The following is a 20,165-nucleotide window of genomic DNA, read 5'->3' as shown; positions in this document are numbered from 1 at the left end:
CTTATGCGCGAAAACCACGGTCGGTCTCTGGTTGCCGCTGGATGAAAGACCGGGGTCACGTCAGGAGTACCTGCCGGACGGCGCACGATTGTTAAGACGTAAAACGGGCAATGGGTACGGGTCCGCCAATAATGGTTCGATCGAAGCCTGACCACGCCGATCGCTCGACAACGTCTCAGGGTGCATTTTAAGCGTCCCGGGTTTTCCGGAGGCTCCGACTTGTGAGTAGGAGCACCGGAAATGAGCAAGACGACGAACAAGTTTTAGCCTGAGGTCCGCGAGCGTGCAGTCCGGATGGTGAGCGAACACGGAGCGGATCACCGTTCGGAATGGGATGCGCTGGTGTCGATCGCGAGCAAGATCGGCTGCACGGCAGAGACGCTGCGGCGCTGGTGCCGTGACGAGGCTGGCCAGCGTGCAGGACCAGCAGCGATGGCCGACGATAACCGCGCCCGGCTCAAGATGCTCGAACGGGAAGTGAAGGAGCTTCGCCGGGCCAACGAGATCCTCAGGAAGGCGTCGGCATATTTCACGATGGCGGAGCTCGAGCGCCACAGGCGATGACGATGGCGTTCATCGACTTCCATCGAGAAAAGCTTGGGATCGAGCCGATCTGCCGGGAACTGGCGGTCGCCCCCTCCTCAGATCATCAACATGGCGCACGCCTCGCGGACCCGGGCAAACGGTTCGCCCGCGCCCGGCGTGACGACGAGTTGAGGGGCCATATCCGGCGCGTCCATGAGGCCAGCTTCGGCCTGTACGGCTCGCGCTAGGTTTGGCGCCAGCTGCTGCGTGACGGCGGCACCATCGCGAAATGCACGGTCGAGCGGCTGGTGAAGGCGATGGGGCTGGCCGGTGTCCGGCGCGGGAAGTCGTGCATCACCACCGTTCCCGACCGCAAGGCCCAGTGCCGGCTCGACAAGGTCAATCGGGCCTTCGAGGTTCAGCGCCCGAATGCCTTGTGGGTAGTGAATTTCACCTACGTCCATAGCTGGGCGGGTTTCGTCTACATTGCGTTCGTCATCGATGCGTTCGCCCGCCGGATCGTCGGCTGGAAGGTCAGCAGCAGCGCGACTGCGGGCTTCGTGCTGGATGCCCTGGAGCAGGCCATCCATGCCCGTCGCCCCACCGCCAGCGATGGTCTCGTCCACCACTCGGACAGGCGCTCGCAATACCTTGCCATGAGCTACACCCAGCGCCTGGCCGAGGCGAAGCTGGTGCCCTGCGTCGGCAGCGTCGGGACTCCTATGACAATGCCCTCGCCGAGACGATCAACGGGTTGTTCAAGGCTGAGGTCATCTGGCGTCAGCGATCTTGGCCAAGCCTCGCGGCTGTCGAAATGGCGACGCTGCGCTGGGTCAATTGGTTCAACAACCATCGCATATTCGGTCCCGTCGGCTAGGTCACCCCCGCTGAAGCCGAGGCCAACTACTATGCCGCATAGAAGAAACTCGCTATGGCGCCATGACCCAAACCAAACTGCCTGTGGGAAACCCGGGACGCTTCATCTCAACGTGAGAATGTTTGCTCGCCGGCTGCTGGTGAAGCGCAACATCGCAAAGATGCATCCTGTCCGCCAAAACGCTTCAATGGCCGCTTGTCGGCGCCGTATCATTAGCGTCAGGCCCAATTGCCGAACCGGAGTAGCGACCCCCGTTTGGGTAGCGCCCGATAGGGATGCAGTGCTGCTCGCAGGAAGCGAAGACGCTGTTCCCGCTGCTTAAATGATCCAGCTAAGATGCGTGGTGGAGCATCCATCGCTTTTAAGAATATTGATGTAATTATTGCCGTATGCGTTCTCGGGCGATGTGGCTTATCCACAACACAGTGCGACAATTGCACCACCGTACAAGTTCGCCATGGAAAACCGACTTGCAGATCGGCATCCATCCCGCGAGCCTTGTCTCATAATAAAACAGCAACATGGGGGTTTGCTAACATGCTGAGTTTCCGATCGGCCGTATTATGCGGCGGGGCCGTTCTCGCTATCGTGTCTACGACCCTGGCTACCGCTGCGGACGCCCAGACAGCGCCTTCCGTGTCCAGCCCCAACGTCGCCGACGATCCCGACGCCACCGGTGAGATCGTGGTGACCGGTTCCCGCATTCGTCGCGATCCGACCGATCAGCCGTCGCCGGTCGTCAGCGTCGATGAACAGGCGATTGCGCGCACCGGGCTGTCGTCGATCGCCGACGTGTTGCAACGCATTCCCAGCTCGGCCGGCGGGCTGAACACCAAGTTCAACAATTCCGGCAATTTCGGCAATCCGCCGGACGGCGGTGGCGTCGGCGCCGGATCGGCAGCGATCGACCTGCGCTATTTGGGTGCAAAGCGGACGCTCGTGCTGGTCGACGGTCTGCGTTACGTCAACGGTGCCTCGGCCAGCGGCATTCCGGCGTCGGTCGACCTCAACTCGATCCCCGACGTGATGATCGGCCGGGTCGAGGTGCTGCAATCGGGGGCGTCGCCGCTGTACGGATCGGACGCGATCGCCGGCGTCGTCAACATCATCACGAAATCGAGTCAAAAAGGCTTCCGCGCACAGGCGCAATATGGCCAGTTTCTCGAACAGGGCGATGGCGAGACCGAAAACTACCAGCTGAGCTGGGGTAACGGGTCGAACCAGCCGGTCGATTTCGTCGCCGGTGCCTTCTACATCCGCCAACGATCGGTCAGCGCCGCCGACCGCGATATCTCGCTGTTCCCCAATCCCGGCCAGACCAGCTGTGCCGACCCGATTGGGGGCTGTTCCAGCTACACGCCGCTGGGCCGCTTCATCGTCAATGGCCAGAACCTGACGCTGCGCGCGCCGGTGATCAGCCGCACGCCGGTGTACGACCCGACGCTGGCCGGTGGCGATTTCAAGGCGTTCACCGCCGGCGACCGGTTCAATTTCGCGCCGTTCAACTATTTCCTGACGCCCAGCGAACGCTATGGCGGCTTCGTCAACGCCCGCGCCGAATTTTCCGAAGCACTGAACCTGCGCGTGAAGGCCGTCTACAACCACCGCCAGTCGCAGAACCAGGCCGCGTTCCTGCCGCTGCCGATCGGCCCGGATGCGGGCGGCGGGCCGCTGACGCGTACCGTTTCGATCGACGTAACCAACCCGTTCAACCCGTTCGGCCGCACGCTCAACGGCGGCGACAATGGTCAGCCCGCGACCTATTCGGCGATCTTCCGCCGTCTGGTCGAGGCGGGGCAGCGCACCTACAGCCAGACCGTCGATACCATGTCGGTCACCGGCACGCTCGACGGCCAGTTCGAGATGATGGGCCGCAACTGGTATTGGGATGCCAGCGCGGTCGTCGGCTATAACGATGCCAAGCAGCTGTTCACCGGCAACGTCAACGTCGCCCGCCTGCGCCAGGCGCTGGGTCCGATCGGCCAGTGCACCGGCGAATGCGTACCGCTCAACGTCTTTGGCGGGGTCGGGTCGATCACCCCGGCGATGCTGGGCTTCATCGGCTTCGACGAACGCGCCCGCAGCAATCAGGTGCTGAACGACTATACCGCCAACCTGTCGGGCCAGTTGTTCGACCTGCCGGGTGGTCCGGTCGGCATCGCGATCGGTTATGAACATCGCTTCCAGTCGGGCAGCTTCACCCCCGATCCGTTGATTCAGGCGGGGCTGGGCGCGGACATTCCGGCGCAGGCCGCGCGTGGCAGCTTCAACGTCGATGAAGTCTATGGCGAAATCCGCCTGCCGCTGCTGAAGGACGTGCCGTTCTTCAGCAGCCTCGAACTGAACGGTGCGGTTCGCCATTCGGACTATTCGACGTTTGGCGGCAATACGACGCTGACCGGTGGCGCGTTGTGGAAGCCGGTGTCGGACCTGTTGCTGCGCGGATCCTATGCGGAAAGCGTTCGTGCGCCGTCGATCGGCGAATTGTTCGGCGCGCAGTCGCGCTTCGACCAGTCGCTGCCCGATCCCTGTTCGAACGTTGCGGGCAGCCTGTTCCGCACCAACGCCACCGCGCGCACGAACTGCATCGCCGACGGCGTGCCGGCCAGTGGCAGCTATGCCGAACCGGCGGGCCAGTTGCCGGTCCTGACCGGCGGCAATTCGGCGTTGCAGCCCGAAAAAGCGCGTACGCTGCTGTTCGGCGGCGCCTACAGCCCGGCATGGGCGCGTGGCGGCTTTGCCAGCGCGCTTAGCCTGGAGGTCAATTATTACGACGTCCGGGTGCGCGACGCGATCGCCGCCATTCCTGCCGACGTGTTGCTCGGCCGCTGCGCGCTGACCGGCGATCCGCTGTCGTGCGCGGCGACGACGCGGACCGCCAACGGCTTCATCTCGTCGATCAGCGGGCTGTTGCTCAACACCGGCGGCATCCGCACGCGCGGCATCGACGCGACCTTCACGCTGCGCACCCGCGAAACGGGCGCTGGCGTGTTCGGGCTGTCGGTGATCGGCAACTATCTGCTGGGCTATCAGGAAACCGTGCCTGCCACCAACGGGACCACGACGACCCGCTATCAGGGGACCGAGCGCGGCAGCCCGGATCAGGCCTATCCCCGGTTCAAGGGGCTGGCGACGATCGACTGGGCGGTCGGGCCGGTGACTGCGTCCTTTACCGGTCGGTTCATCGACGACGTCCGCGAAATCCAGAACACGACGGTGCTAAAGGAACGGCTGTACGGCGACGTCCAACTCGCCTTCCGCCCGGCATGGATGGACAGCCGCTTCGCGCTGACGCTGGGAGTCAACAACGTCTTCGATCAGGACCCGCCGGCCTGCTTCTCGTGCAGCCTCAACAACTACGACCCGACGACCTATGACGTGCCGGGCCGCTTCGGCTATCTGCGCCTGTCCTACGGTTTGTGATTGGAGCCGGAGCGGGTGGCGAACGCCCGCTCCGGCACATCCTGTGAATAATGGCACTCTCAGCCTGCGCCGGGCGAAATTCGACGATAGTTGTATTGGAGACAGTTTCAGAGTGCGTTGACGGACGACTTTGCGCGTTGGCAGCCGGTCGATCACGGCGCCAGCGGCACAAAAGCGTGGGGTCGATGCCGGGAAGGCGGTCGTCGGCCGCAAGCGCCACATCGCCGTCGATGCCGACGAAAGGCTGCTGATGGTCGATTTCGCCACCGCCGACGTTTCCGATAGCACCGGTGCCTGTAACCGCACCCGGCATCGTAAATGCCGCGTATTGCGACCGGCTCCCAGATCCTGCCTCGGCCCTGGAGTGTCGAGCGTACCTCCAGATCAATGATCAAATGGAAGCGACCCGTTCGGGATTACGAGCAACGCCTCGACGTCTGCGAAGCCCCGATCCATGTGGCGCTCCGCAGCCTCAAGCTGCGCCAGATCGTCCGTCACCGAACGTCCTCAAACGGACTCTGAGCAATAGCGTCGAAGCCGGGCATGTCCCGTCCGCTTCGACAGCCTCCGCTATCGGAGGGAATGCCGTTGCCCTTTACGACGTTCGTAAGGGTAATGAATTTTCTCAAATAGTTAGCGATTAAAATGCTACTTTAGCGAAGGGTAGCCTTTCCAACCCCTGCTACTTATCAACTTCGCAGCGCAATGAATATTTTTGACGGCAACGCACAAGTTGAATGCCGGTTAGGGTCCGGACCCATTGATGTGAGCGTCGCGATCTGATTCAGGCTCCCGCGAGGAGACCGGAATGAGTGACTTGTTTTGGCTGACGGATGAGCAGATTGAGCGGCTGCGGCCGTTCTTTCCCAAGAGCCACGGCCGGCCGCGGGTGGACGACCGACGGGTTCTGAGCGGCATCGTCTTCGTCAACCGCAATGGGCTGCGCTGGCGAGATGCGCCCAGCCCCTATGGGCCACACAAGACGCTCTACAACCGGTGGAAGCGCTGGGGTGGCGGCCGGGTCCGCGCGACAGCTATTGGCCGCCGCACGCCAACGGCATCGATCCCGGACAGGTGGTGCGGATCAAGTCGCGCGACTTCCAGTGATCGTCCATGTCGTGCCATCAGCGGATCATCGTCGAACTGTCGCTGCACATCCTGCGCGCGGCGGCCGGCCGGTCGGACAAGGGCAAGGTCGACACCATTGAGGTGCGTCTCGCGCTTCGGTGCCTGATTGCGGATTGTCCCGAACGATGGCCGCTCGACATGTTCTGGAACTCTGCCGGTACCGATCACGATATCGGGCGTGCACGGGGATGTACGGCGGCTTTCAACGGCATCGTTCGGCAGCTTGCACATCCCAATCAGCGACCAGATTGAGCTCGCAAGCAACGCAGAATTGAACCGTCCTGTCTGGATGGACTTGCGGAGCTCGCTGTCGCTTTTGTTTCAGGCTCTGTACGGTCCCAGCAAGAACGGAGCGGGTGCACGGCATGCTCTGATGCGAAGGAGAAAAGAAGATGGAGCTTGCGGTTTACGCGGCGTTGGGATTGGCAATCATCGTCGTCGTCCTGTGCGTGGTGATCCTGCTGAAAGTCGGACGGCCGGCCTCGCTGCCGGAGGAACTCATCACCCGGATCGCCGTCCTCGAACAAATCGCCACCACACTTCCTGCGACGTTTCGCGAAGAAGCGAGGACCCGGGTTGGCCAGCGACATGCAGACGAAGCACCGCGTCATGATCCAAGGCCCCACGACCCTTGCCGCCCTCTTGAGCAGTTTGCAGATGGGGTTTCGCACGCTTGCGATCGAGAAGCGGTCAAGCGAGGTTTGGCAGGTTCTCGGCGCGGCAAAGGCCGAGTTCACCAAATACGGGCAGGTCTGGGAGAAGCTTGGCAAGCAGTTGGATACCGCTCGCAGGACCGTCGACGAAGCGGGCAAGCGCACCCGCGCAGTCACGAGGAAGCTACGGGACGTTGAGATGCTTGAGGGTCCGGAAGCATCAGACCTGATCGATCTCGTTCTTGGCGAGGATGAGGATCAAGAACTAGGATCCTCGGTGGCCGCCGAATAGGACGGGTTCGATCCAGTCGACGGGGGAACCGAATCGATAAGTGATCGGCTTTATCGCGTCCGACGGTCGATCTGATCTGCCCGGAATCGAAGTATATTGCGCCTCTTTTCCTCCCCGGAAACCTCGGCTCGACGACTGCGTCGACCATGTCACTTCGGACATGGTCGACGAGGTATGATCCGCTCCTACCGCGGATCTGGTTCAGAACGACGACTTCGCGGGAATATCTCGACCTACGGCCCGCTGAAGTTCCTCCTGCCAAGCCCGCTCGGCGTCGACACCCTCGAGAAGCAGGAGCTGCAACTTTTGGTAGGAGTCCTCGTCGGCATGCATGGCCGGCCTCGCAGCGCCGTATGCCGACCGGCACTTCTCCCCCCCGGTGCACCAGTCCATCAGCAGGTTCGACTGCGGGGGGGCGCTGCGGGTACACATCCTGCTGCGGCGTGACGGCGTCACCATCAACCGCAAGAAGACGCAGCGTCTCTACCGCGAGGAGGGCCTGACGGTCAGACGCAGGAAGGGACGAACGCGCGCCGTTGGCGCGCGGGCGCCTGCGCCGGTGCTGGCGCTGCCCAACCAGCGCTGGAGTCTGGACTTCGTGCATGACCAGCTCGCCACCGGTCGGCGCTTCCGGGTGCTGAACATCGTCGACGACGTCACGCGCGAATGCCTGCGCGCCGTGGTGGACACCTCGATCTCCGGTCGGCGGGTCGTGCGCGAGCTGGCCGACCTGATTGCCGAGCGTGGCAGGCCGAAGATGATCGTCAGCGACAACGGGACCGAGCTGACGTCGAACGCGGTGCTCGCCTGGTCGGGCGATGCAGGCGTCGAGTGGCATCACATCGCGCCGGGCAAGCCCACGCAGAACGGGTTTGTCGAGAGCTTCAACGGTCGCATGCGCGACGAGCCGCTCAACGAGGCGCTGTTCTTCACCATTGGTCAGGCCCGCTCGATCCTCGCCCGCTGGGTCGACGACTACAACACCGAGCGACCGCTCTCGTCGCTCGGCTACGCCACTCCGGCAGCCTTCGCTGCCGGGCTCGAACAGCAACGGGCGGGGTTAACCTCGCCCGTTGCTTCACCTGCGCTCATGCGCGACAACACCGGTCGGTCTCTGGTTGCTATGGTCTCAAGGCCGACTATCAAATGGTCGCTAAAGCATACAGCGAGAGCCGCCGTGACATGGCCAAACGGATCGGCCTTGGACGCAAGGCCAAGCGAACTCGGACGAGTCTGCGCCTGCAGACACTTCTGGCCCGGTGTCGTCAAAGGGTCGTCGGGGAGCGAAGAGGGCCGAAGCCGCCTACGCGTAAAAGCCGAGCAGTTTAGTGCGCGCGTTTGGTGGCCAGTTACCCTACCAAGCGTCTGCTGCTGCCACGGCTTCCACCTATGAAATAATTCAAACCGACTTGTCGAATCGTTCCCTTTATGTTCCTATACAGGAATGGAACGCATTGACCCCGCTCAGATCACCGACGCGCTGCTCACCTCGGCAGGTTGGGCGCGCGTTGGCCTAACTGCTCCATCCGAACATCTCCGTCAGCAAGCCGCCAAGGAGCTTGCCCTGACGATATGCGACCGCATCAATCCGGCGCCTGCTGCCGATCTGAACCAGCTTCGGCTTCCGTTGTGACGTGTCCGCGAACACCCGCCTCCAAAGCCTCCATGACCTCGTCAAACACAAGGCCAACCTTCGCGTCACCTGTGCCTGCGGAAAGGTGCACGTCTATGATGCTTTCCGGTTCTGCAGGTACGCGCTTTGTCGGGGCTGGAATACGCAACTGGAGGGTCTCGCGCACCGCATCCGTTGCGATCGATGTGGCCGACGGGGACCGCACATGAGAGCGGTTACGGAAGTACCAACGCCTGCAGATCCGTTTCCGCGAACGGAGGATGAATGGGAGCAGCTGACCCGGCGCTTGCGCGGCTAACCGCTACGGTTCACCTGCACGACTTGGCGGGAGGCGAATACCTGATCGTAAGGCACCTGTCCGCTTCCGGGCGACCGAGCCCGGTAGAATGCAGTTCGTTCAAGTTGAGGGCTAACGGCGGCGAACGCCGGCGTTTGGTGCCAACTAGAATGACCGGTCTGCTACCATCACCACTTACTGATGCGCGGATGTAGAAGCTCAACGTCGTGACAGGGGCGGACCATCTGAACGTAGAACTGGACGAGAGCGAAGGCCGACGCAGGTTGGCCAACAGAGCAGCGACCATTCTGTGACCGGTTGTTCGTGTCGGGGCCGATGGTGCCAACCTTCTGTGTCGAGCTTCGCCGTATTTCGCGTAGTGTGGATCTTTCTCCGCTAACCATTCTAATTATTCTAGGCATCCAGGGCCAAACGATTACCGTCTAACCGAATGACCGGCAGCATTGCACCGGGGGAGGCGGGTGGCAACGATAGCGTTAGCCCTTCGGCATTGTGCTGCACAGCAATTGGCCCGTTCCCTAGCAGCATGGCCTTCTCGATACGCCCTATAGCACTGGTGCTGAGCGACTTGATGCTTACAGGTGAATTCGGCCAAGCAAGTAGGATTACGTTTAGGGCACCGGACTTCGTCGTGAAGCGAACGTCCTGCGCGCCCAGCTTTGCCGCCTGTCCTTCATTGTGCATCCCCCCTGACAAGTCAGTCGGTCCCTCACCATAAATCCGCCAAGGCCGCGTACCATAAATCGCATCGCCGTTGACGCGCATCCACCCGCCGATCGCATCGACGATGCGTTCTTCCTCGGCATCTATCGTACCGTCTCCGCGTATCGGCACCGACAGCAGCAGGTTGCCGTTCTTGGATACTACGTCAGCGAGCCGTTGCAGTACCTGCACTGCAGGTACGTAGGATTTCTCGACGAACCGGTCACGGTTGTAGTGCCAGTCGCCGATGCAGGTGCAGGTCTGCCAAGGCTCGTCGCGCAGCCGATCAGAGAAGCCACGCTCGATATCCTCAACCATTGCCTTCCGTTGGAACGCCGACAATACCTTACCGGTGAGGACAACGTCGGCACGGCCGGACCGTTCGACTGCATGGTTGTAGTAATGAGCCAGCGCTTCCAACCCGGTCGGTCCGAACGGCAGACCGTAATCGTCCAGATAGACAAGATCCGGATCGTACCGCTCAACCAGAGCCTTCTGCCGCCGCAGCCATCCATCAACGAAGGCAAGATTGGCAGCCGGAGCAAATTCCATCCAACGTCCGCTGGTCGCTGCTAGCCATGCTTCCATCTGCTCGACGGTCGTGAAGCCGTCAGGCGGCGCCATTACTGGTTTGGTGTACAGGTCCTGCGGATCGAGCCCGTCCCACCATTTTCCGCGCCCGTCAGCCTTGGTCAGACGTGCTGCGTCGTAGCGCTGTCCTGCACGTGGGCCGATAGGGTCGTACCCGTACGCGGTCTGCCACCAATGCCAGGCATGGCTGGCATGGTTGCTGACGCCGAACCGTAGACCTTCGGCACGCGCAGCCTGCTTCCATTCGCCCACAATGTCTCGACGTGGCCCGACGCGGGTACTGTTCCAGGGATGCGGACTGTCGAACAGGTCAAGGTTGTCGTGATGACAAGCCATGCTCACGAAATAACGTGCGCCCGCCGCCTTGTAGCGACGTACCAACGCAGCAGGGTCCCAGCGCTCCGCCTTCCACGTTCCTATTATGTCGAGAAACCCGGTATCGGCGGGGTGGCCGTACTGGCCTATGTGACGGTCGTAGAAGGAGTTGCCCTGCTGATACATTTGGCGTCCATACCAATCACCTGCCTCCGGCTGGCACTGCGGACCCCAATGACCCCAGATGCCGAACTTCGCATCGCGAAACCATTCGGGTGCGACATAGGAGTCGGCGAGGGACGACCAGGTCGGTCGGATCGTGCCGTTATGCTGAGCGCCAGCAGCGGCGCTCCCGGTCAATGCCAAGGAACCGGCAAGGAAATCGCGTCGCTTCATCGAGACGTGTCCTTTCTGGATGGATGGTTTAGAAATGTGGCATGACTCGGCATCGCGGAGACGCCCCTCCCGATCAGATCTTTCATACGCCAGAGCGTTTCGGCGCGTCGGACGTCGTCCTGCGCCGCGGCTATAGGGTCAGGCCGACGCGGCCATAATCCCTGACCCAACAGCACCGCGGTCCAGCTCGGTTCGCGGAAGAGCTCGTGCGGATCGAGCATCAGGCGGCCGTGCGCAGCAAACAGCTCCATACGAGCTTTGAGGGTGTCGGGTACGTCCATCGTGCGGACGTGGTTCCATAGTAGGGAATCGTCGCGCCGGGTGAGATGATAATGGAGTATGATGAAGTCGCGGACGGCTTCGAACTCTCGTGTCATCAACCGATTGTATTCGGTGGTCGTCGCAGCATCGAACCCGCCGTCAGGGAACAGCGACATGAGCGTCACGATCCCCCGTTGCACTAAATGAATGCTGGTCGATTCGAGCGGTTCTACGAAGCCTGCCGCCAGACCAAGTGCTACAACGTTGCCGTTCCAGAACGCCGCCCGTCGGCCCGTGGTGAACCGCAACTGACGCGGCTCGGCAAGCGCTTCGCCATCCAACCCGGCCAGCAGTTCGGCAGTGGCTTCATCATCGGAAATGTACCTGCTGCAGTAAACATGTCCGTTGCCAACGCGGTGCTGCAGCGGGATGCGCCAGCGCCAACCGGCGCGTCCGGCAGTGGATCGGGTGAATGGATCAGGCGCTGACACCGGTACGCTCGGTACAGCCACGGCTCGGTCCATTGGCAGCCAGTGCGACCAGTCGACATAACCGGTTTGCAGCGCCTCCTCGATCAGAAGTCCGCGGAACCCGGAACAGTCAATGAAGAGGTCGCCTGCAACCGACCGACCATCAGCCAACCGGACCGCGCTTACATGTCCACGTTCGTCGCGGACTGCATCAACGATCCGCCCCTCGATCCTCGTCGCACCGTTCGCAATCGCATGATCGCTCAGGAATTTCGCATAGCGTACTGCATCGAAGTGTAAGGCATAGGCCATGCGTGAGTGGACATGCTTCGGATCATCCGACGTGCGAACGAAGCGACGGGCATAGGCCGCCTGCGCTACCAGCGAATAGTCGCCAAGCGAACCCGGACGGTTGCAGAGCCAGTGCAAGTGAAAGGGGATGCCGTTCAAATCGGCACCATAATGACCAAATGGATGGAAATAGGCATCGCCAATGGCGCCCCAATCGCGGAACTCAATACCGAGCTTGTAGGTGCCCCCCGTCGCTTGAATTAAATCATCCTCGTCGATACCCAGCAAACGATTGAACTGCATTATGGGTGGGATTGTAGCCTCGCCAACGCCCACTGTGCCGATCTCCGCAGATTCGACTAGCGTTACCGTACACTGATTGGGTGCGAGCTGCTGTGCGAGAACAGCGGCTGCCATCCATCCAGCGGTGCCGCCTCCAATGACTACGACCTGTCTGATCGAGTTTACCATCGATCCTCCCCAGCCAATCTTATTTAGTATCCGAAAATAATAATTATCACATAATATTAGTCAGATACTTGTGTGTTGCATATCTGAAAGTTAAACTCACCAGCGATAAAAGCCGATTATGTTCGAGCAGGGATCGGGCAGCGGCAACAGGAGGGGTTCAATGCGCAGGTCACTTTTTGCCGCTACCAGGATGCTCCGAGGTAGCGCGTCGTGTTTGTCGATCGCGTTGCTTAGCGTCGGTGTACCTGCGGCGTTTGCTCAATCGCAAACAGAGGCGCCGCCTGTTACTGGAACAGGTGGTGAACCGGACGCAACGGTCGATCCATCAGTGCAAACGCAGGCTGAGACTGACAGCGGTGACATCGTCGTCACGGGACTTCGTCAGTCGCTGCAGAGTGCCCAGTCAATCAAACGCAATGCCGATCAGTTCGTCGATTCGATCACGGCGCAGGACATTGGCCGCTTGCCCGACGTGACGGTTGCCGAGGCGTTGCAGCGTGTTTCGGGCGTGCAGATCACCCGTAACCGCGGCGAAGGTAGCGGCGTCGCGGTGCGTGGCTTGACACAGGTCCGAACCGAATTGAACGGCCGCGACATTTTCTCCGCGAGTGGCGGCCGTGGGCTGTCCTGGGAGGAGGTAGGTTCCGACTTGCTTGCCGGTGTCGATGTGTACAAGAATCCTTCGGCCGAATTGGTCGAGGGCGGCCTGTCGGGCACCGTCAACCTCCGCACCCGTCTGCCGTTCGATCAGGCCGGGCAGCTGCTGTCCGCCAGCGTTGCATCAACCTACTATGATCTTGCAGGGAAGAGCGGTCAGCAGGTTTCCGGTATCTATAGCAACCGCTGGGAGACTGGGATCGGTGAGATCGGCTTCCTTGCCAACGTCGGTTACCAGACGACGTCGTTCCGGGAGGACGTCGTGGTCGTTGAGCCGTTCTACCAGCATGGCCCGGCTGCTCCGGGTGTGCAGGGACCAGTACCTGGTTTCGCAAATCAGACCGTGCTTCTGCCACATGGGGGCGGTTTCCGGACCGCCTATGGCGATCGCGAGCGACTTAGCGGCACTGCCGCACTCCAATGGCGACCTGCCGACGGTCTGGAACTGTACGCTCAGTATTTTCGTGCTGACTACAAGTTCAATGAAGCCGGCAACTCATTCTTCTCGTACGGCTCGGACGTACCGCCGTCGTCAGACCGTCAGTTCACCGTGGATGACAACGGGATCGTACGTACCGGGTATCTGGACAACGCTGGAACGGACTCGGTTAACTTCGGCACACTCCGCGATACCAGCACGACCGATATCTCTGGTGGCGTACGCTGGGATGTGACGGGTGCGGTCCGTCTGTCGGTGGACTATCAGCATATCGATTCTACGGTCGAACAAACCACTCTGAACCTCACGGCCAGCGCACTTAATCCAAGGACCAGCGTTGCCGGGCTGGGGCAGGACTACGACCTCTTCTTCGATTTGACCGGCAAGGTGCCGGTGTTCCAGTCAACGACGCCGAACTACTACAGCAATCCCGCTAATTACGGGATGACAGCGATCCTGCCCTATGGCGAGCAGAACGATGCGACTGCCGATGCCATCCGGGCCGACCTGACGTGGGATTTCGGTGAAGGTCTAATCCGCGAAGTGCGCGCCGGCGTGCGCTATACCGACAAGAGCGCCATCAACCGCAATACGACCTACGATACATGGACTGCGATCGGATCCACCTGCGCCAACTGGTCGTCGGTCGAGGGTTGCACGTTGTTGTCGGAATTCCCGCAATATGCGCAGCCCAACCTGTACCAGCAGGACCTGCTACGCGGACGGGCGCGCAACTCGGTGTTCGGGCCGGTCTGGCAATTCAATGACAGCCTTGTCACCACTCCGCAGGCGGCGTTCGACGCGGTACGTGCCGTCAGCGGTCAGGACATCAGCTTCCGTCCATATGATGCACCGAACGCGTTCCTCGGCACCATCAGCGAAAAAAGCTACGCAGCCTATCTACGCGTCGGCTTCGGCGGGGAGATCGGCACGATCCGTTTCGACGGCAATGTGGGTGTTCGTGCCGTGCGGACCGAGACGGGGGCTTTGGGGCGGCGGGTACTAATCTACCGCACGCCGGGTGTTGGTCCGATTACAAACCCGGACGGTACAGTCACCGCGGCGCCAAACATCACGCTGGATGAAGAATTCAGTGGCGGACGCGATTACGACCGCTACCTGCCGAGCGTGAACCTGAAGGTAAACCTGACCGACGAATTGATTTTGCGAGGAGCATTTTCGCAGAATTTCTCACGGCCAAGCTTCGCGCAACTCAATCCGCAGTTCAATTTGAACGTAAGCTATACCGACGCGAACAGCTTGGCACCGACGCTCGCCAACCCGGCGCTGCCCTATAATGCCGAAACCAATCCCTATGTCGGGACAGGTACCGCGTTGGGTGATCCCAATCTGCGTCCCGAAGAAGCGACCAGCTACGACCTTGCTCTCGAATGGTATTTCGATAGCGTGGGGTTCGTCTACGCGACCGGCTTTTACAAGAACCTGAAGAACCTATTGGTGGACCGGGCGGCGGCACCAGTCGTTCAGGATCTGACCGGTCTGGGTACGGTCCGGTTCAATGTCCGGCGTTGGGTCAACGAGTCCGAGGGCTACGTCCGTGGTTTCGAGGTTGGCGGACAGAAGTTCTTTGACTTCCTGCCGGCGCCGTTCGACGGTTTGGGTGTCCAGGCGAACTATACCTTCGCCGACAGCGACGCGGGCCAAGCGGCGGCAGGCGACATCAACAGCACGACGCAGATCAGCGTCGGATTGGTGAACTTGTCGAAGCACAGCTACAATCTGGTCGCCCTGTACGACAAGTTCGGTCTGAACATGCGGGTCGCGTACAACTGGCGGAGCAGCTTCCTGCAAGGTACGGCAAACACCGGCACGCAGAACCTACCGATCTTCGGCAACGCCTATGGCACGCTCGACGCATCGGTGACGTACGACGTGACGCCGCGGTTCGCGATCACGCTGGATGGGCAGAACATCCTCGATACCGCGTTCAAGTCTTATCAGATCTTCGACGACCGACCCCGCGACTACGGCATCAATGATCGCCGTTTTTCGGTTCGGGCACGCGTCAAGTTCTGATCCAAACCATCATACCTCTCCCCCTTGCGCCGGGTGACATAGTTACCCGGCGCTTTTTTTGCTCGGCTCGGATCGCTTCCTCGAAGTCAAGTGAAAGCAACTGACAACTAGCAAGAACAGACAGGTGTTCGATGAATAGGGTACGGATGCCTTTGACGGCGGTTGCTTTGACGATCGTCGCGACGATGTCCGCGAGCGGACAGGTGCGCCAATCGACGCTGCCTCGCATATCGACACAGAACGGTCGCCACGCTTTGGTGGTCGATGGCGCGCCGTTCCTGATGCTGGGCGTGCAAGCCAATAATTCGAGCAACTATCCTGCCATGCTGCCGCAGGTATGGCCGATGGTCGAACGGCTTCACGCCAATACGCTGGAGATCCCGGTCGCGTGGGAGCAGATCGAACCAGTCGAGGGGCAATTTGACTTCAGTTATCTCGACGCCCTTTTGCCGCAGGCGCGCGAGCGTGGCGTCAAGCTGGTGCTGCTGTGGTTCGGGACGTGGAAGAATACCTCTCCCGGATACGTCCCGACTTGGGTGAAGCGCGACAATGTCCGCTTCCCCCGGATGCGGACGAAGGAGGGCAAGACGCATTACGCCCTGTCGCCGCATGGCGAAGCTACGCATGCAGCGGACAAGAAAGCGTTCGTCGCGCTCATGCGCTATCTGAAGGACAACGACGCCGACAACACCGTCATAATGGTCCAGCCCGAGAACGAAGTCGGCGTGTATCAGCAGGGACGCGATCATTCGGCGAAGGCCAACCGGCTGTTCGCAAGTGCGGTCCCAACGAAGCTCGGCAAGCGCGGCACATGGACCCAAGCCTTTGGCGACGGAGCAGAAGCCGCGTTCAACGCGTGGCACACCGCGCGCTACATCGACGACATCGCGGCTGCCGGCAAAGCGATCAAACCTCTGCCGATGTACGTCAACGCTGCGGTCGGCGATCCCTTCGCGGCGCCCGGCAAATCGGGCGGCGCAAGCGGGGGTCCTGACTGGCAGGTGATCGACGTGTGGAAGGCGGCCGCGCCGCATATCGATCTTGTCGCTCCCGACCTGTATACTCGCGACGCGAAGAACTATGTGAAGTTCCTCGACCATTACAACCGTCCGGACAACGCGTTGATGGTTCCGGAGACTGGGAACGCTGCGGATTTCGCGCGCTTCCTTTGGCCGACGCTTGGGCGGGGCGGCATTGGTTGGGCGCCCTTCGGAATGGACGAGACCGGATATTCGAACCACCCGCTGGGTGCGGTGACGTTGGACAACGCCACGCTCGACTCCTTTGCTAGGCCCTATGCCTTTCTGAAGCCAATGATGCGGGGTTGGGCACGACTGGCTGCGCTGCATCCCGGATGGGGCACAGCCAAAGGTGCCCCGGACAGCGAACAATCGCGGGTTATGGGTAAGTGGAAGATCACCGCGAAATACGGCGAATGGCAGTTCGGCAGCATGGACTCGCCATGGCTGAAGGCTGCGCCACCACCCAATGCCGATCAGCCGGTCGGTGGGATGGCCGTGCTGCAGGTCGCAGCCGATCAGTTCATCATCGTAGGCACCGACGTCCGGGTGAACGTCGGCCAGGCACAGCAGTCTGATGGAGACGCCGGCACGACGATGAAGGTGGAGGAAGGCATTTTGGCCGACGACGGCAGCTTCCGCGCGCGCCGGGTGATGAACGGCGACCAGACCGATTACGGATTGAACTTCACCGCCCAGCCGATGCTGCTGCGCGTGACCATGGGAACGTACCGCTGATGAAGACGCTTCGCTGGACCCTGTTGTCGCTGGCCCTGTCGGCCTCGCTCCCCGCGCTCGCCGCCGATGTGGCGAAGGTGCCGGGCGGGGTGGTGGTCACCCCCGATGCCGGCCCCGCCAAGCGGGTGCGCGTGCTGGTCTATGGTCCCGATCGGTTCCGCGTGACGGCGGTGCCCGATGCCAGCCTCGAGACGCCCGACAGCCTGATGGTGACCGCGAAGCCGGCGGGCGACTTCACCGTGACCCAGACGCGTGGGCTGGTGGTCGTGAAGGCGGCGGGCGGATCGGCCGAGATCGACCTCGACGATGGGCAGGTGCGCTTCCGCGATGCCACGGGCAAGCTGACGCTGGAGGAAGCGCCGCGTGCCGGTTTCGTGCCGGTGACGGCCGGCGGCGAGAAGTTCGTGGCGGTCCGGCAGCAGTTCAATCGCGGCACCGACGAAGGTTTCTACGGCCTCGGCCAGCATCAGAACCGGCAGATGAACTACAATGGCGAGGACGTCGAACTCGCCCAGCACAACATGGACATCGGCATCCCCTTCGTCGTGTCGACGAAGAAGTACGGCGTGCTGTGGGACAATAACGGCATCACCCGCTTCGGCAATCCGCAGGCGTACCGGCTGGTCGGCGACGGCATGAAGGTCATGTCGGGGGGCAAGCCCGGCTGGCAGGCGCAATATTATCTGGGCGACCGGCTGGCGGTGACCCGGACCGAGCAGACGATCAACTACCAGTTCATCAAGGACCAGGCGAACTGGCCGGCGGCGGCCAAGGCGCAGACGGTCGCCGCGACGACCGGACAGAATACCGCCGGCAATGCGGTGCAGACACAGAAGGTCGTGTGGACCGGCACCGTCACGCCCGCCGTCACCGGCGTTCAGAAATTTCGCCTCTATTCGTCGAGCTATGTGAAGGTCTTCGTCGACGGCAAGGAGGTCCTGAACCGCTGGCGGCAGAACTGGAACCCGTGGTTCCACAATTTCGACCTGCCGATGACCGCGGGCAAGGCGGCGGACGTGCGGATCGAGTGGGAGCCGAATGCCGGCTATATCGCGCTGTTCCAGAACGATCCGCTGCCCGCACCCGACCGCCATTCGCTGTGGTGGTCGTCGGACGTCGCCCATGCGCTCGATTATTATTATGTCGGCGGCAAGGACATGGACGGCGTCATCGCCGGCTATCGCGCGCTGACCGGCAAGGCGGCGCTGATGCCGCGCTGGGCTTACGGCTTCTGGCAGAGCCGCCAGCGCTACAACACGCAGGACGAACTGCTGAACGTCGTGCGCGAATATCGCAAGCGCCGCCTGCCGATCGACAACATCGTGCAGGACTGGTTCTACTGGCCCGAGGACCAGTGGGGCTGCCACTGCTTCGACGAAAAAAGATTTCCCAAGCCGCGGCAGATGGTCGAAGAAATCCACGCCAACGACGCGCGGATCATGATTTCGGTGTGGCCCAAATTCTACCCGAACACAAAAAACGCGCAGGAGCTGAACGCCAAGGGCTATCTGTATCAGGGTAACCTGATCGCGAAGGAACGCGACTGGGTCGGCAAGGGCTATCTCAACACCGATTACGATCCCTATGCCCCCGAAGCGCGTGCCATCTACTTCCGGCAGATGAAGGAGGCGCTGGTCGACAAGGGCTTCGACGCGTGGTGGATGGATGCGACCGAGCCGGACATCCATTCGAACCTGTCGATCGAGGAGCGCAAGGACCGGATGGGCCCGACCGCGCAGGGGCCGGCGGAAGAGTTCTTCAACAGCTATCCGCTGGTCCATGCCGAGGGCGTGGCCGATGGCCTGCGCGTCGCGAAGCCCGATGTGCGGCCGTTCATCCTGACGCGGTCGGGCTATGGCGGCATCCAGCGCGCCAGCGCGGCCCTGTGGTCGGGCGACGTCGCGTCGCGCTGGGACGATCTGCGCGATCAGATTTCGGCCGGCGTCAACCTGTCGATGTCGGGCGTGCCCAACTGGACGCACGATATCGGCGGCTTCGCGGTCGAGGATCGCTATTCCAAGAAGGACCCCGCGCATCTGGCCGAATGGAAGGAGCTGAACCTGCGCTGGTTCCAGTTCGGCGCGTTCAGCCCGCTGTTCCGCAGCCATGGCGAGACGCCGTTCCGCGAGATCTATGAACTGGGGGCCAGCGACTCGGCGCTGTACCAGGCGCTCGGCAACTATGACCGGCTGCGGTATCGGCTGCTGCCGTACATCCTGTCGCTGGCGGCCGAGAATTGGCACCGCGACGGCACGATGATGCGCGGGATGGTCATGGACTTCGCGGCCGACCGCAAGACATGGGGGCTGGACGACCAGTATATGTTCGGATCGGCGTTCCTAGTGGCGCCGGTGACGCAGTTCGGCGCGCGCAGCCGGCAGGTCTATCTGCCCGCCGGAGCCGACTGGTACGACTTCGCGACCGGCGCGTATTGGAAAGGCGGCCGGACGATCACCGCCGGCGCGCCGCTCGCCACCATGCCGCTCTATGTCCGGGCAGGATCGATCGTACCGACCGGGGCCGAGGTGCAGTCCACCGCCGAACAGCCCGATGGCCCCTATGTGCTGCACGTCTTCACCGGCAAGGACGGCAGCTACACGTTGTTCGAGGATGACGGCCTTTCCGAGGGCTATCGCAAGGGCCAGTCGTCGCAGATCCCGGTGGCGTGGAACGAGGCGACGAAGACGCTGAGGATCGGTGCCCGCAAGGGCAGTTTCCCGGGCATGACCGCGAAGCGGGCGATGTCGGTGCGATTCCATGTGCCGGGCAAAACGGTCGCGCCGAACTTCGCCGACAATGCATCGACCGCGTTCGTGTATGACGGACGCGAGGTGAAGGTGCCGTTGGCAGGGCGGCCGACAGTGCGTTGATTACTGATCGGGACCGGTCGGTATACTCGTATGACGTTCCGGCGCGATCGTCGGAAGGCTTGGATAGACAACGGGGTAA

Annotated in this window: 9 protein-coding genes, 6 pseudogenes and 1 other annotated feature; of the genes and pseudogenes, 13 read left to right on the top strand and 2 right to left on the bottom strand. The window is 61.8% G+C overall.

Annotated features, from left to right (window positions below; all coding sequences use genetic code 11):
• Positions 1 to 294: 294 nt before the first annotated feature.
• The 10 genes and pseudogenes from ASE59_RS13775 (at position 295) to ASE59_RS19290 (ending at position 8,531) form a co-directional block, all read left to right on the top strand.
• Positions 295 to 1,402 (top strand): annotated as a pseudogene (locus ASE59_RS13775) (IS3 family transposase).
• Positions 522 to 638, top strand: a sequence feature (AL1L pseudoknot). Its footprint overlaps the pseudogene before it by 117 nt.
• Positions 1,403 to 2,038: 636 nt before the next feature.
• Positions 2,039 to 4,825: a TonB-dependent receptor domain-containing protein gene (locus tag ASE59_RS13770; protein WP_321163228.1), complete on the top strand. Its 2,787-nt coding sequence runs from the start codon at positions 2,039 to 2,041 to the stop codon at positions 4,823 to 4,825.
• A 136-nt stretch (positions 4,826 to 4,961) separates the two neighbouring features.
• Positions 4,962 to 5,117, top strand: a pseudogene (locus ASE59_RS21055) (transposase); the annotation flags it as partial.
• A gap of 44 nt (positions 5,118 to 5,161) precedes the next feature.
• Positions 5,162 to 5,347 (top strand): annotated as a pseudogene (locus ASE59_RS21050) (hypothetical protein); the annotation flags it as partial.
• Positions 5,348 to 5,633: 286 nt separating this feature from the next.
• Positions 5,634 to 5,834: pseudogene (locus tag ASE59_RS19300) on the top strand (transposase); the annotation flags it as partial.
• Positions 5,835 to 5,938: 104 nt separating this feature from the next.
• On the top strand, positions 5,939 to 6,205 hold the full coding sequence (locus tag ASE59_RS13765; protein WP_056457293.1) for a hypothetical protein: 267 nt from the start codon (positions 5,939 to 5,941) through the stop codon (positions 6,203 to 6,205).
• A gap of 291 nt (positions 6,206 to 6,496) precedes the next feature.
• The gene (rmuC, locus tag ASE59_RS13760) at positions 6,497 to 6,898 is read left to right on the top strand and encodes a DNA recombination protein RmuC (protein ID WP_268795286.1); all 402 of its coding nucleotides are present in this window, start codon (positions 6,497 to 6,499) and stop codon (positions 6,896 to 6,898) included.
• 412 nt (positions 6,899 to 7,310) lie between these two features.
• Positions 7,311 to 7,931 (top strand): annotated as a pseudogene (locus ASE59_RS13755) (IS3 family transposase); the annotation flags it as partial.
• A gap of 89 nt (positions 7,932 to 8,020) precedes the next feature.
• A pseudogene (locus tag ASE59_RS19900) lies at positions 8,021 to 8,227 on the top strand (MucR family transcriptional regulator); the annotation flags it as partial.
• 115 nt (positions 8,228 to 8,342) lie between these two features.
• A complete protein-coding gene (locus ASE59_RS19290) occupies positions 8,343 to 8,531 on the top strand; it encodes a DUF6771 family protein (RefSeq protein WP_082458457.1) in 189 nt (62 codons plus the stop codon).
• A 691-nt stretch (positions 8,532 to 9,222) separates the two neighbouring features.
• Here the strand turns inward: ASE59_RS19290 and ASE59_RS13750 are convergent.
• Together ASE59_RS13750 and ASE59_RS13745 are read right to left on the bottom strand one after the other, a co-directional pair.
• Positions 9,223 to 10,833 carry an alpha-L-fucosidase gene (locus tag ASE59_RS13750; protein WP_056457288.1) on the bottom strand — a complete coding sequence of 537 codons (1,611 nt, stop codon included), beginning with the start codon at positions 10,831 to 10,833 and terminating at the stop codon, positions 9,223 to 9,225.
• Positions 10,830 to 12,326, bottom strand: coding sequence for a tryptophan halogenase family protein (locus ASE59_RS13745; RefSeq protein ID WP_056457285.1), 1,497 nt, complete (start codon positions 12,324 to 12,326; stop codon positions 10,830 to 10,832). The genes ASE59_RS13750 and ASE59_RS13745 overlap by 4 nt, the downstream gene beginning before the upstream one ends.
• A 214-nt stretch (positions 12,327 to 12,540) precedes the next feature.
• Between ASE59_RS13745 and ASE59_RS13740 the strand changes: the two genes are divergently transcribed.
• From ASE59_RS13740 to ASE59_RS13730, 3 genes are all read left to right on the top strand, one after another.
• Entirely contained in the window at positions 12,541 to 15,459 is a 2,919-nt protein-coding gene (locus ASE59_RS13740; protein WP_162235324.1) for a TonB-dependent receptor, read from the top strand.
• 185 nt (positions 15,460 to 15,644) lie between these two features.
• Complete coding sequence (locus tag ASE59_RS13735; RefSeq protein ID WP_235515776.1) at positions 15,645 to 17,216, top strand: DUF5597 domain-containing protein; 1,572 nt, start codon at positions 15,645 to 15,647, stop codon at positions 17,214 to 17,216.
• Entirely contained in the window at positions 17,216 to 20,086 is a 2,871-nt protein-coding gene (locus ASE59_RS13730; protein ID WP_056457275.1) for a TIM-barrel domain-containing protein, read from the top strand. The genes ASE59_RS13735 and ASE59_RS13730 overlap by 1 nt, the downstream gene beginning before the upstream one ends.
• The last annotated feature ends 79 nt before the right edge of the window (positions 20,087 to 20,165 follow it).

This window comes from Sphingomonas sp. Leaf10, assembly GCF_001421245.1.
Lineage (GTDB): Bacteria > Pseudomonadota > Alphaproteobacteria > Sphingomonadales > Sphingomonadaceae > Sphingomonas.
This window is presented reverse-complemented; position numbering and strand designations above follow the sequence as displayed.